Below are 13442 nucleotides of genomic sequence, written 5' to 3' on the forward strand. Positions count from 1 at the left end.
GGAGGGAAATAATGAATACACTACAGACAGTTGAAGAAATCAAACAGATTAAGGACGGAAACATTTTAATGCCTCAAGGTTTCAAAGCGGCGGGTGTCCATGCAGGATTACGTTACTCGAAAAAAGATGTGGGCATCATTTTTACCGAGAATCCAGCTTCAGCCGCTGCCGTTTATACCCAAAATTTAGTTCAAGCGGCTCCCATCAATGTAACGAAGGATAGCATGGCAGTTTCGGGGAAACTACAAGGCATCGTGGTAAATAGTGCATGTGCAAATGCTTGTACAGGGGAGCAAGGTATGAAGGATGCATATGAAATGAGAAAGCTTGCCGCGAGAAAATTCGGCTTGAAGGATCATGCATTTGCAGTAGCTTCCACAGGTGTCATTGGAGAATACATGGAAATGGAAAAAGTCAAAAAAGGCATAGAAGCGTTGAAGCCAGAAAATACAAGACAGGCTGCTGAAGATTTTGAGGCCGCCATTTTAACAACAGATATCGTCACGAAGAGTTGTGGTTATGAAACGGTCATTGACGGCAAAATCGTGAAAATGGGCGGAGCAGCGAAAGGATCTGGAATGATTCATCCAAACATGGCCACCATGCTCGGTTTCATAACAACGGATGCTGCCATCGAACCGGTAGACTTACATCTTGCCTTATCCGCCATTACCAATGATACATTCAATCAAATCACGGTTGATGGTGATTGTTCAACGAATGACATGGTATTGGTGCTCGCGAATGGTGAGGCGGATAACGAACCTTTGACGCCTACACATTCGGAATGGTCCGTTTTCTTGGAATTATTGAAACAAACTTCCGAAAATCTTGCCAAACAAATCGCCAAAGATGGGGAAGGGGCCACAAAACTGATAGAAGTGAATGTTCATGGGATGCAGTTGAAGGAAGATGCCCAGATGATGGCAAAGACGATCGTGGGTTCGAATCTAGTGAAGACGGCAGCTTTTGGCGCTGATGCAAACTGGGGAAGGATCATAGCTGCAATGGGAAGGAGCGGAGTGAAGTTCCAGCCTGATCAAGCAACGATTATGTTCTGTGATATCGTCGTACTCAATGATGGAGAACCAATCCGATTTTCCGAGGAAAAAGCCAAAGCCTACCTCGAAAATGAAAGCATCATCATTCATGTTTATTTGAAGGAAGGTAAGGAAACAGGAACGGCATGGGGCTGTGATTTAACTTACGATTACGTAAAAATAAACGGAAGCTATCGTTCTTAAGGGGTGATGACAAGAATGGATATATTGGTCATCAAGTGTGGCGGCAGTATCATTAACGAATTATCGGAGTTTTTTTTTCATAGTATTAAGCAGTTGCAAAATCGTGGGTACCATATAGTTTTTGTTCATGGAGGCGGTCCAGATATCAATTCGATGATGGAAAAATTCGAAATTGAACCAATCTTTGAAGGCGGGTTAAGAAAGACGACCTCAGAAGTGTTGGGAATTGTCGAGCTCATGCTTGCTGGCAGATCAAACCGCAGTCTCGTTCATAAATTGGAAGCGCACGGAATCAAGGCAGTTGGTTTAAATGGCTCTGATGGCGGAATTCTTACAGGAGAGTATATCGATGAACAAAAACTCGGAGCTGTTGGCGAGATACAGCAAGTCAATACAGAATTACTTGGGCTTTTATTGGAAAAGGGATATTGTCCGGTATTGACACCAATCTCGATAACGGGAGCGGGAACTAAATTAAATGTGAATGCTGATATGGCAGCAGGCTCTGTAGCGAAGGCACTCTGTGCTGACATGTGTTTATTCGTAACGGATGTTAAAGGGGTTTTGAAGGATGAGCAAATCATTGAGCGTTTGACTGAAGCGGAAACATTGGGCTTAATCTCGGATGGCAGTATCCACGGGGGAATGATCCCAAAGGTCAATACAGCACTGTCGGTGCTCAATAAGGGGGTTGGAGAAGTGATGATCGTTAGCGGGAAAGGTCATTTCTATGAAGCCGGGCAATTCATCGGCACGAAATTTTTTCAGGAAGAGGGGGTCATTCAATGAGTTACTTATTTCCTACATATGCGAGGTGGGGCATTGAGCCGGATACAGCTATTGGAATGAAGGTTACAAGTACGGCAGGTAAAGAGTACCTGGATTTCACATCGGGAATTGGGGTTTTGAATCTTGGACATTGCCATGAGACGGTAAAAATGGCCGTCACGGAACAGCTAAATAAATATTGGCACGTATCGAATATGTTTCAGAGTTCGATTCAGGAACGCACGGCAAAAATGCTGGCGGATGCCTCCGGTTTGAGTCAGGTGTTTTTTGCCAACAGCGGTGCGGAAGCGAATGAGGCTGCCATCAAACTGGCACGTAAAGCTACGGGAAAAAGTAAAATCGTCACATGCCAGCAGTCATTCCACGGACGGACATTTGCTACGATGGCAGCAACGGGACAAGAAAAAATAAAATCTGGGTTCGGACCAATGCTTGAGTGCTTTGAATATGTTCCGTTTAATGACGATGATGCCATGATGGCAGCGATTGATGAGAGTACAGCCGCTGTCATGATCGAAATCGTTCAGGGAGAGGGTGGTATCCATGTCATACATCAATCGTATTTGGACACGATCCAAAGCCACTGCAAAAAATATGGAACGCTACTGATCATCGATGAAATCCAAACTGGAATAGGGCGTACCGGCAAGCCATTTGCCTTCCAGCATTATAATGTACAACCGGATATCATCACTTCGGCAAAGGGATTGGGAAATGGACTGCCAATCGGGGCGATGATCGGACGTGAAAAGCTTTCGGAGCATTTCAACCCTGGAAGCCATGGCTCCACTTTTGGCGGCAACCCTGTTAGTGTGTCCGCAGCAGAGGCTGTTTTAACGGAAATTTTCAACCCTGTTTTTTTAAAAGAAACCGTGAATAAAGCAGAATATCTTAAAAATGCATTGGCAAACGCATTGAAGGACGCAGAAGAAGTGAAGGAGATTCGCGGTCTTGGAATGATGATCGGGATTGAATGTGAACAAGATGTCCAGGAGTTCCTGGCTGAGCTTCAAGAAGAAGGCATACTTGTATTGAGCGCTGGACCCAAGGTTATTCGGTTACTTCCCTCCCTTACAGTCACTGAATCGGAGATCGATAGGGCGGTAAGGAAAATAGAAAAAATATTCTCAATAAAGCAAACTATCTAAATTTATTGAATTTTCATGGATAAAAATGAATAATTATGCTATTCTATAAATAAATATACGTCGTCTATTACTGAGGTGAAGAACGTGAAAAACTATCTATACTTAGAGAATGGTTCCGTCTTTGAAGGGGACCTGCTGACTAAATCGACTGAAAAAGCAGCCAATGGAGAGATTGTCTTTTTTACCGGAATGACTGGATATCAGGAAGTGTTGACAGATCCTTCCTATAAGGACCAAATAGTTGTTTTCACATATCCTCTTATCGGAAACTACGGGGTCAATGAAAATGATTTTGAAAGTAAAAAGCCGCATGTGGCCGGCGTGGTTGTATATGAAGGAAATATGAGCCATTCTCATTATCAGGCAAAAAATTCACTTGGTGAGTATTTAGACAAGTGGAACATTCCCCTGTTAAGCCATGTGGATACAAGAGCGGTCGTTAAGAATATTAGACAGGAAGGCTCGATGCAGGCCGTCATCACTTCGGAAGAAGGATGCACGGTGAAACCGAGTCAAGGTGGTTTAACAGCCCATGTTGCCGAAGTATCGACAAAGGTGATAGAGAGTTTTGGAGAAGGTGACAAGCACATAGTGTTGATGGACTTTGGGTATAAGAAATCGATTTTGGATTCATTGGTTCAACAAGGCTGCAGGGTCTCGATCGTTCCATTCGATACTGGATTCGAACAGATCAAGGAGTTACAGCCTGATGGAATTTTGCTTTCAAATGGGCCTGGGGATCCCAAACAGCTGGAATATCTTTTAGGGAACTTAAAAAAAATCATTTCGAAATTTCCGACGATGGGCATCTGTCTCGGTCATCAATTAACGGCCCTTGCTTTCGGGGGAAACACGAAAAAAATGCTGTTTGGACATCGCGGTGCGAATCAGCCCGTGGTCGATTTGAAAACGAAAAAGGTGTATATGAGTTCTCAAAATCATAGTTATGAAGTCGATGAACCAAGTTTACAGGGGACATCGCTTCAAGTTCGCTTCAGAAATGTGAATGATAGCACGGTCGAGGGTCTCATGCATGAAGACCTGCCGATTTTCACTACCCAGTATCACCCCGAGGCAAATCCTGGACCAATCGAGAGTTCACAGCTGTTCAATGACTTTTTACAAATGATAAATGATTATAGCGGGAGAGAAAAAGCCTATGCCTAAGGACAACACGATACAGACAATTTTAGTGATTGGTTCGGGGCCGATTGTCATCGGTCAGGCTGCCGAATTCGATTATGCGGGAACACAAGCATGCCTCGCTTTAAAAGAAGAAGGATATAAGGTCATTCTTGTTAACAATAACCCGGCAACGATCATGACAGATGAGATGAATGCCGATGCTGTCTATTTCGAACCTTTGACAGTGGATGTGCTGGAAAAAATCATTTCCAAAGAAAAGCCAGACGGCCTGCTCGCTACATTAGGTGGTCAAACAGGCTTGAATCTTGCCTATCAATTGGATGATGCTGGCATACTTGAAAAGTATGATGTGAAACTATTAGGTACACCGATTGACTCGATCAAAAAAGGAGAAGATCGTCAACTGTTCCGTGAACTTATGCTTGAAATCGATGAGCCTGTACCGGATAGTGCAATCGTCCATACATTGGAAGAGGCGCAAGCTTTTGCAGAAAAAATCGGTTTCCCCATCATCGTTCGACCTGCCTATACACTGGGCGGTACTGGTGGAGGGATTGCCGATTCATTGGAGACGTTCATTGAACTCGTCCGGGGCGGACTCCAAGAAAGCCCGATTACACAATGCTTGATTGAAAGAAGCATAGCTGGATATAAAGAAGTCGAATATGAAGTCATGCGTGATGGCAACAATACGTGCATCACCATCTGTAATATGGAAAATATAGATCCGGTCGGCATCCATACAGGCGATTCGATCGTCGTGGCACCATCGCAGACCTTATCGGATGATGAGTTTCAAATGCTGCGCGCTGCTTCCATCAAAATCATTTCCGCTTTAGGTATCATCGGCGGCTGTAACATTCAATTTGCACTTGATCCAAATAGCAAGCAATATTATCTAATAGAAGTGAACCCACGGGTGAGCCGTTCATCGGCATTGGCCTCAAAGGCAACGGGATATCCGATTGCCCGCATCGCCGCAAAGCTTGCCGTCGGCTACCATCTATCTGAATTGATAAATCCTGTAACGAAAAGTACCTATTCAAGCTTCGAGCCCGCCCTAGACTATGTAGCAGTAAAGTTCCCAAGATGGCCATTCGATAAATTCACGGGCGCAAACCGAAAATTAGGAACACAGATGAAGGCAACGGGTGAAGTGATGGCTTTACACCGCAGCTTTGAGGGCGGGGTCCAAAAGGCCGTCGATTCATTGGAATTAAAAACGAATGGACTGCAACTTTTATCGTTGCGTGACAAATCCGTTCCAGAGCTATGGGGAAAACTTGCCGAAAAATCGGACGAACGAATTTTCATCATATTCGAGATGCTTCGTAAAGGCGTGACAGTTGAAGAAATCCATGAGGCGACGATCATAGATGATTTCTTTCTTCATTCCTTCGCTTCGCTTATCGGGAAGGAAACGGAGATCGCAGCCAAGTCCATCGAATCGGTCACAAAAGAAGAACTTCAGCTATACAAAGAAAAGGGGTTTGCCGATCATTACTTAGCGTCCGCATGGAATGTAAGTGAGTTCGAGGTGAGGAAACATCGGAAAGCGCTCGGCATTACTGCTGTATATAAAACGGTTGATACTTGTGCAGCCGAATTCAGCTCACATACGAACTATCATTATTCCACATATTTCGGTGAAAATGAACAGAAGAAAACGAATAAGAAGAAGGTATTGATGATTGGCAGCGGCCCTATCCGGATCGGGCAGGGAATTGAATTCGATTACTGTTCCGTTCATGGGGTTTATGCACTCCAGGACGAAAATGTTGAAACAATCATGATCAACAATAATCCAGAAACGGTAAGCACCGACTTTGCTACGGCAGATCGCCTTTACTTCGAGCCATTAACATTGGAGTATGTCCTGAATGTGATTGAGGCGGAGGATATCGACGACGTCATCGTCCAATTCGGAGGACAGACCGCGATCAATTTGGCAAAGGGCCTTGAAGATTACGGTGTGAATTTGTTGGGAACGACCTTTGATACACTTGATCAGCTGGAGGATCGCGATCGTTTTTATCAGCTATTGAAAAAATTGGATATTCCACATGTGCCAGGTTCAATGGCGAATAGTGAACGGCAGTTAATTGAACGTTCGGAGTCCATTGGCTTTCCAGTCCTATTGCGTCCATCCTATGTCATTGGCGGCCAGGGCATGGAAATCATCCGTTCGAAGGAAGACCTGAACGATAGAGTGAAAAAGGGGACGTCCCTCGTTTACCCTGTGCTGATAGATTCCTATATACCAGGAAAAGAAGCTGAAATCGATTTGATTGCGGATGGAAAAGATATATTTATCCCAATCATTGCCGAACATATAGAAAAAGCAGGCGTACATTCAGGCGATAGCATGGCATTATTGCCGGCACGAACTTTAAAGGATGATATGAAAGCTAAGATGAACCATTATGCTCAAAAGCTTGTAACAGAGCTAGGCTATAAAGGACTTATGAATATCCAATACGTGATTGAAGGAAATAACGTATATGTATTGGAAGTAAACCCGCGTGCCAGCCGGACAATTCCGATCATCAGTAAAGTCACTGATATACCCTTAGTGCAAGTCGCGACAAAAATATTGCTTGGGAAATATTTTTTGTCGAATGTATTCGATAAAACGGGATTGATGGAAGACATTCCGTATGCAGTCGTCAAATACCCAGTTTTCTCAACGTTCGCCCTAAGCGGGCTTGATTCCAAAGTAGGTCCGGAGATGAGATCGACAGGTGAGGGAATTGCAATCGGTAAAACGGTAAAAGAAGCTTTGGCAAAAGTATTCCATGCCCAAAAGTCTAGAAATGCTACAGGCATTTACCAATCCGGATCAGTCCAATTAAGTGAGGAATTGCTTGTGCAAATCAAGGGTGCCGGTTTGACATTGTGTGATTCGGGATTTGATAAGTGGCTGAAGGACGGGAATGCCGCTGTCGTTTTGGCATATGGAACAACGCCAGAAGATAAGAAGCTAAGGCTTATGGCAGCAAAATACCGGTTGCTGGCATTTACGGAAGAAGAAACCTTTAAGGCATATTTGCAATCAATAAGCGATACTGAGCTAGATGTTACCTCGCTACAGAAATGGCTTGTAACATATTCGAAAGGAGTGTCACACGCATGAGCTCAATTACAGTGCCGGCACAGGCGAAGATTTTAAATGGGAAAGATTTTTTGACAATGAAGGAGTCTACACCTGCAGCCATAGCAGATTTATTAAAACTAGCACAGACGATTAAAGGGAAATTACAGGCTGGCGAGGAATATACACCATTAAAAGGAAAGACGCTGGGGATGATCTTTGAAAAATCGTCTACCAGAACTCGTGTGTCTTTTGAAGTCGGCATGATGCAGCTGGGTGGGCACGCCTTGTTCTTAAGTGGAAATGATCTGCAAATAGGTCGTGGGGAATCCATTTCCGATACGGCAAAGGTCCTTTCGGAATATATTGATGGCATCATGATTCGTACCTTCGAGCATGAAAAAATCATGGAATTGGCGGAGAATGCGTCCATTCCTGTCATCAATGGACTAACAGACCTTGCACATCCATGTCAGGTGCTGGCAGATTTCTTGACCGTCATCGAGATTAAAGGACAGCTAAAAGGGCTGAAGATGAGTTATATCGGCGATGGCAATAACGTTGCCAACTCATTGATGGTCGGCTGTGCAAAAATGGGTATGGACTTTTCCATTGGATGTCCAGAGGACTACAAACCTGACGAAAAAGTCGTCAATTATGCACAAAAAGTGGCAGAATCGACGGGAAGCAATATTGTCGTGACGACATCAGCCCAGGATGCGATACATAATGCCGACATCGTCTATTCCGATGTATGGACGTCCATGGGCCAGGAAATCGAGAATGGAGTCCGCTTAGAAGCGTTTAAAGATTATCAAATAAACAATGAGCTGGTCAAGCAGGCTAAAAGCGACTATTTATTCATGCATTGCCTTCCTGCGCATAGGGGAGAGGAGGTAACCGGTGAAGTCATCGATGGACCCAATTCCGTCGTTTTTCATCAAGCTGGAAATCGTCTTCATGCACAAAAGGCGGTTTTAGTGGATTTAATGTCTTAATCAAGGAGGCGTCCGCTCACTTTAGCAGACGTCTTTTTTACATCCTAATTTCCTTTTTGTCCTTTATTTTTCAGACATGAAAGATAAGAAACGGGCAATAATAACAAGGAAAGCATGTAAAGGGGTGAAATTCATGGGGCAAAATCGTCAATTCAAGCCAGGTCAAAAGGCACCTAATAATGGGACCTACGTAGAAATTGGTGAAACGGGCAGTACGGTCGTCAATCCTAAAATGATAAAGCTCGATGCAGGGGATGCCTTTCCTGAAACATCCAATCATAACCGAATTTGGACTTATCAGCGGAAGCCTTGAAAAAAGCTAAATCAGGAACAGGAGCAATCACTCCTTTTCCTGATTTTTCCATTATTTAGGAAATTAATAGCATTCTTCATCTCAATCATTATCATTTAACGGATAATATTTCTCTATATAGCTATTTCCCTGATTTGCATAAATATGCAGGTTTTTATGACCGAGGCGGTTAATAGTCCTTTACTGTATTTCATAGATTTGCCAAATGGAATCTTGGAGTTTTATAATGATATAGAAAAAATGATTAACTGAATAGTTAATTATATACATAACGGATAAGTGGAGCCGGGATCGGCCCATAGCTACTAACACTAAAACAAGTATAGTAAAGGAGAATGGCATATGAAATTAGTGACTTTCAGTTATGAAGGGTTTAAGCGTATTGGAGCACTTTACCCGAATGATGAAATCGTGGACCTGAACTATGCTTATCAAGCATTTCTTGAAAGTGAAGGGAAACTGCGCAGTGAACAAATTGCAAACGCATACGTCCCCGCAACGATGGTCGATTTTCTGCAGGGTGGGAAGGAAAGCCTTGACATTGCCAAGAAGGCTGCTGACTATGCAATCGGAAATCGTGATTCTTTCAGACATAAATTGATACATGCTGTTCGGGATATAAAACTTGAGGCACCTGTCCAAAACCCTGGGAAAATTATTTGTGTAGGTCAAAACTATCGTGAGCACATTGCTGAAATGGGCCGCGAATTGCCGCTATTCCCCGTTGTATTCGCCAAGTTCACCAATGCGGTGATCGGTCCTCAGGACGACATTCCCTTCTTCCCCATCTCTGAGCAGCTTGATTATGAAGCGGAATTCGCTTTTGTCGTCGGAAAAAGGACACGTCAGGTGCCACAAGAAGATGCTCTTGATTATGTAGCAGGTTATACCATTGCGAATGATGTTACGTATCGCGACATCCAGAGGCGTACAATCGAATGGCTTCAAGGAAAAACGGTTGAAGGAAGTGCTCCGATGGGACCTTGGATTGTTACTTCCGATGAGCTAACAGATCCAACTGGTCTAAATGTCCGATTGACTGTTAATGGGGAAGAACGGCAAAATACGAATACATCCAACTTCGTATTCGATGTGAAATATTTGATTGAATTTTTATCGAATTTAATGACCCTTGAACCAGGTGACATCGTGCTCACTGGGACACCTGGTGGAGTGGGGTTTGCACGCAGCCCGCAAGTGTTCCTGAAAGATGGTGATGTGGTCAAAATCGAGATCGATAAAATCGGCTACCTTGAAAACCGTGTGAGACGTGCGGGTGAGGAGTACTGAGAATCGCTTTTCAGGAAATTCGGGACACAACTCCATACGATTTTATCCAGGTGTTACTGATGAGGATTTCTAATGCTTTGCTGAGTTCCACTAGCCGCCGTATGAGTCTTATACGTTTTGCTCAATTGTGCTGAATGATATCAGGTAATTTATATGGGACTGAACCTTTCTTCATGAAGAAAGGTTTTTGTCTTTTTTCCGGATTGCATCTCGTATTTATGTTAACTTTTCTTTACATGGGGAAAATTAGAAGTATAATAAAAATATAAAGGTCAAAATTGGTCAAACTTAAAATATTCATGACAAAGAATGGGAGGTTTTTAGGATGGATATGAATAAAATGACCGAGAAAACCCAGCAGGCATTCATTGGCGGACAAGAGTTAGCTCTCAATAAAGGGAATCCGGAGCTGACGGAGCTCCATTTATTAGGAAATCTACTGGAACAGGATGATAGTTTATTGGTCAGGCTATTATCGGAATCCGATAAATCACTTGATCATTTTGAATTAGAACTGAATAAGGCACTCGATCATTTGCCGGAAGTGAGCGGGGGTGGTTCCCAGATTTACATGTCACCATCACTGCAGCAAATAATAACAGCTGCCGAAAAGGAAATGCAGATGTGGGATGATGAATATTTATCTGTCGAACATATCCTGCTTGCAACATTAAAAGGAAGTAAAGCGAGTGGTTATAAACTTTTTTCATCAATTGGAATGGATTACGATAGAGCAAAGAAGATCATACAAGATATAAGGGGGAATCAGCGAGTGACTAATCAAAATCCTGAAAGCACATATGAAGTCCTGAAAAAATACGGGAGAGACCTCGTTGCCGAAGTTAAAACCGGGAAGGTCGATCCAGTCATCGGACGTGATACGGAAATCCGGAACGTCATTCGGATCCTTTCACGTAAAACAAAAAACAATCCCGTATTGATTGGCGAGCCAGGCGTTGGAAAAACTGCAATTGTCGAAGGGCTGGCCCAAAGAATTGTCAGGAAGGATGTCCCGGAAGGATTGAAGGACAAGACCGTTTTTTCACTGGACATGAGTGCGCTTGTCGCAGGCGCAAAATTCCGTGGCGAGTTTGAGGAACGTCTTAAAGCCGTATTGAATGAAATCAAGAAAAGTGACGGTAAAATATTGTTATTCATTGATGAGTTGCATACCATCGTCGGTGCAGGCAGAACGGATGGGGCTTTGGATGCCGGAAATATGCTGAAGCCAATGCTTGCACGTGGCGAGCTCCATTGCATCGGGGCAACTACATTAGACGAGTACCGAAAATACATTGAAAAGGATCCGGCTTTGGAGCGACGGTTCCAGCAGGTCCTCGTACCTGAACCGGATGTGGAAGATACGATCTCGATTTTGCGAGGGCTGAAGGAGCGGTTTGAAATTCACCATGGCGTCAGGATTCATGACCGGGCGATCGTCGCAGCCTCTGTCCTCTCCAACCGATATATAACGGAACGCTTCCTGCCCGATAAAGCGATAGATCTTGTTGACGAAGCTTGTGCAATGATCCGGATGGAAATCGATTCGATGCCTTCAGAGTTGGATGAAATCACAAGAAAGATCATGCAACTTGAAATTGAAGAAGCTGCCTTGAAGAATGAGGAGGACCCTCAAAGTATAGCGAGGCTCGAAGTGCTGCAAAAAGAACTTTCAGAACTTCAAGATCAAGCGAATGGAATGAAATCGAAGTGGCAAATGGAGAAGGCAGCGCTTCAAAAAGTTCAGGATCAACGTGAAGAGCTAGAGCAACTCCGTCATGAATTGGAGCAGGCTGAAAATGATTATGACCTTAACCGGGCAGCTGAGCTCCGGCATGGAAGGATTCCTGAGCTTGAAAAAGAATTGCAAGCGATGGAAGATGAATTGGAACAAGAAAAGCAGGATTCACGATTACTTAGGCAAGAAGTGACGGAAGAAGAAATTGCTTCGATCGTGGCTAGGTGGACGGGGATTCCTGTTAGCAAACTGGTGGAAAGTGAACGGGAAAAATTACTTCGGCTATCCGATATTCTCCATGAACGTGTAATTGGTCAAGGAGAAGCGGTTGAACTTGTTTCTGATGCAGTTCTAAGGGCTAGGGCAGGAATCAAGGATCCAAACAGACCAATTGGCTCGTTCATTTTCCTGGGGCCGACCGGTGTGGGGAAAACCGAACTGGTAAAAGCGCTGGCAGAAACTTTATTTGATAGTGAAGAACATATGATTCGAATCGATATGTCGGAATATATGGAGAAGCATTCCGTTTCCCGTCTTGTTGGTGCCCCCCCTGGGTATGTTGGTTTTGAGGAAGGCGGACAGCTAACGGAGGCTATCAGGAGAAATCCATATTCCGTCGTATTATTGGACGAAATTGAAAAAGCTCATCCAGAGGTCTTCAATATCTTGCTGCAATTGCTAGATGACGGAAGGATCACTGATTCCCAAGGTAGGACCATCAATTGTAAAAATACGGTGATCATCATGACTTCAAATATAGGCTCCCATTTCTTGCTGCAGTCAGATAGGAAGGATGGCGGTATCGAAGATGAAATAAAAGATCAAGTCTTTAAAGAATTGAGAGGGCATTTCCGGCCAGAATTTTTGAATCGTGTAGATGATATCGTTTTATTCAAACCTCTTACGAAACAGGAAACCGTTGAAATCGTAGAAAAAATGGTTCAGCAATTACAAGTGAGGTTAACTGAGCAAAATATTCGATTGGATGTTACTGAAGCCGCTAAGGAATTCATTGCCGAACAAGGCTATGATCCTGTATATGGTGCAAGACCGTTGAAACGATTCATCCAAAAGCATCTGGAAACAAAAATCGCCCGAAAAATCATAGCTGGGACAGACGGTCTAAAAGATGGGATCACGATTGATTATAATGAGGATGAATTGGTTCTCCTTTAAATTATATGTAGTTTAGTTGAAAGAAAAGGGCGGTATAACAAAAAGGACATCCGAAAAGGATGTCCTCTTTTGCTTCTTAATGCTGTTGGGAGTCTTCTGTTGGCCCAGCAGGCAAAACGGCAGGGATGATCAAAATCAGGATAGAAGCTGCTATTCCTAGAATCGACCCCTGTGCAGCATCGTATGAAACTCCCATCATGGAAGAAACAACATATACAGTCATATGCACTAATAAGAATGTCCAAAAAATTGTCCAAGCATAACGCATCGAATTTCACCTCATTCCACTACATTCATTTTTTATCTTACCATAATTAATATACAGTTAAAACGGCTTTTTAATAATACCCTTTAAATAATTCAATCCATTCACCGAGAGGGACCCTTACACTTAATCCAGTCGATATCGAAGGTCATTATGGAGTCATTGCGGTCCATTGATGAAAAAATCATCCCTGCTAGGTTAATTTAAGATACGAAGTTAGGCATTTCCACTGACCCTTTCTATT

General features: G+C 43.4%; 10 protein-coding genes. 9 read left to right on the forward strand and 1 reads right to left on the reverse strand.

Annotated features, from left to right (window positions below; genetic code table 11):
- Positions 1 to 11: 11 nt before the first annotated feature.
- The 9 genes from argJ (at position 12) to clpB (ending at position 12933) form a co-directional block, all read left to right on the forward strand.
- Positions 12 to 1244, forward strand: coding sequence for a bifunctional ornithine acetyltransferase/N-acetylglutamate synthase (gene argJ, locus ABE28_RS06025; protein WP_064466598.1), 1233 nt, complete (start codon positions 12 to 14; stop codon positions 1242 to 1244).
- Positions 1245 to 1259: 15 nt separating this feature from the next.
- On the forward strand, positions 1260 to 2033 hold the full coding sequence (gene argB, locus ABE28_RS06030) for an acetylglutamate kinase (RefSeq protein ID WP_064466597.1): 774 nt from the start codon (positions 1260 to 1262) through the stop codon (positions 2031 to 2033).
- The gene (locus tag ABE28_RS06035; RefSeq protein ID WP_064466596.1) at positions 2030 to 3181 is read left to right on the forward strand and encodes an acetylornithine transaminase; all 1152 of its coding nucleotides are present in this window, start codon (positions 2030 to 2032) and stop codon (positions 3179 to 3181) included. The genes argB and ABE28_RS06035 overlap by 4 nt, the downstream gene beginning before the upstream one ends.
- An 84-nt stretch (positions 3182 to 3265) precedes the next feature.
- A complete protein-coding gene (locus tag ABE28_RS06040) occupies positions 3266 to 4348 on the forward strand; it encodes a carbamoyl phosphate synthase small subunit (RefSeq protein WP_064466595.1) in 1083 nt (360 codons plus the stop codon).
- On the forward strand, positions 4341 to 7460 hold the full coding sequence (locus ABE28_RS06045; RefSeq protein WP_064466594.1) for a carbamoyl-phosphate synthase (glutamine-hydrolyzing) large subunit: 3120 nt from the start codon (positions 4341 to 4343) through the stop codon (positions 7458 to 7460). The genes ABE28_RS06040 and ABE28_RS06045 overlap by 8 nt, the downstream gene beginning before the upstream one ends.
- Positions 7457 to 8416 carry an ornithine carbamoyltransferase gene (gene argF / locus ABE28_RS06050; protein ID WP_064466593.1) on the forward strand — a complete coding sequence of 320 codons (960 nt, stop codon included), beginning with the start codon at positions 7457 to 7459 and terminating at the stop codon, positions 8414 to 8416. The genes ABE28_RS06045 and argF overlap by 4 nt, the downstream gene beginning before the upstream one ends.
- Positions 8417 to 8549: 133 nt before the next feature.
- Positions 8550 to 8729 (forward strand): YjzC family protein, encoded by a 180-nt coding sequence (locus ABE28_RS06055; RefSeq protein WP_064466592.1) that lies wholly within the window; start codon positions 8550 to 8552, stop codon positions 8727 to 8729.
- Positions 8730 to 9071: 342 nt separating this feature from the next.
- Complete coding sequence (locus tag ABE28_RS06060) at positions 9072 to 10019, forward strand: fumarylacetoacetate hydrolase family protein (RefSeq protein ID WP_064466591.1); 948 nt, start codon at positions 9072 to 9074, stop codon at positions 10017 to 10019.
- A 325-nt stretch (positions 10020 to 10344) separates the two neighbouring features.
- Positions 10345 to 12933 carry an ATP-dependent chaperone ClpB gene (gene clpB, locus ABE28_RS06065; protein WP_064466590.1) on the forward strand — a complete coding sequence of 863 codons (2589 nt, stop codon included), beginning with the start codon at positions 10345 to 10347 and terminating at the stop codon, positions 12931 to 12933.
- 76 nt (positions 12934 to 13009) lie between these two features.
- Here the strand turns inward: clpB and ABE28_RS06070 are convergent, their stop codons facing one another.
- On the reverse strand, positions 13010 to 13201 hold the full coding sequence (locus ABE28_RS06070) for a YjzD family protein (RefSeq protein ID WP_064466589.1): 192 nt from the start codon (positions 13199 to 13201) through the stop codon (positions 13010 to 13012).
- Between the last annotated feature and the right edge of the window lie 241 nt (positions 13202 to 13442).

Source organism: Peribacillus muralis (genome assembly GCF_001645685.2).
GTDB classification, from domain to species: domain Bacteria; phylum Bacillota; class Bacilli; order Bacillales; family DSM-1321; genus Peribacillus; species Peribacillus muralis_A.

Coding starts and splice junctions, on each gene's coding strand:
- ABE28_RS06045 (WP_064466594.1), top strand. CDS start 4,341: ATGCCTAAGGACAACACGATACAGACAATTTTAGTGATTGGTTCGGGG.
- clpB (WP_064466590.1), top strand. CDS start 10,345: ATGGATATGAATAAAATGACCGAGAAAACCCAGCAGGCATTCATTGGC.
- argF (WP_064466593.1), top strand. CDS start 7,457: ATGAGCTCAATTACAGTGCCGGCACAGGCGAAGATTTTAAATGGGAAA.
- argJ (WP_064466598.1), top strand. CDS start 12: ATGAATACACTACAGACAGTTGAAGAAATCAAACAGATTAAGGACGGA.
- ABE28_RS06060 (WP_064466591.1), top strand. CDS start 9,072: ATGAAATTAGTGACTTTCAGTTATGAAGGGTTTAAGCGTATTGGAGCA.
- argB (WP_064466597.1), top strand. CDS start 1,260: ATGGATATATTGGTCATCAAGTGTGGCGGCAGTATCATTAACGAATTA.
- ABE28_RS06035 (WP_064466596.1), top strand. CDS start 2,030: ATGAGTTACTTATTTCCTACATATGCGAGGTGGGGCATTGAGCCGGAT.
- ABE28_RS06070 (WP_064466589.1), bottom strand. CDS start 13,201: ATGCGTTATGCTTGGACAATTTTTTGGACATTCTTATTAGTGCATATG.
- ABE28_RS06055 (WP_064466592.1), top strand. CDS start 8,550: ATGGGGCAAAATCGTCAATTCAAGCCAGGTCAAAAGGCACCTAATAAT.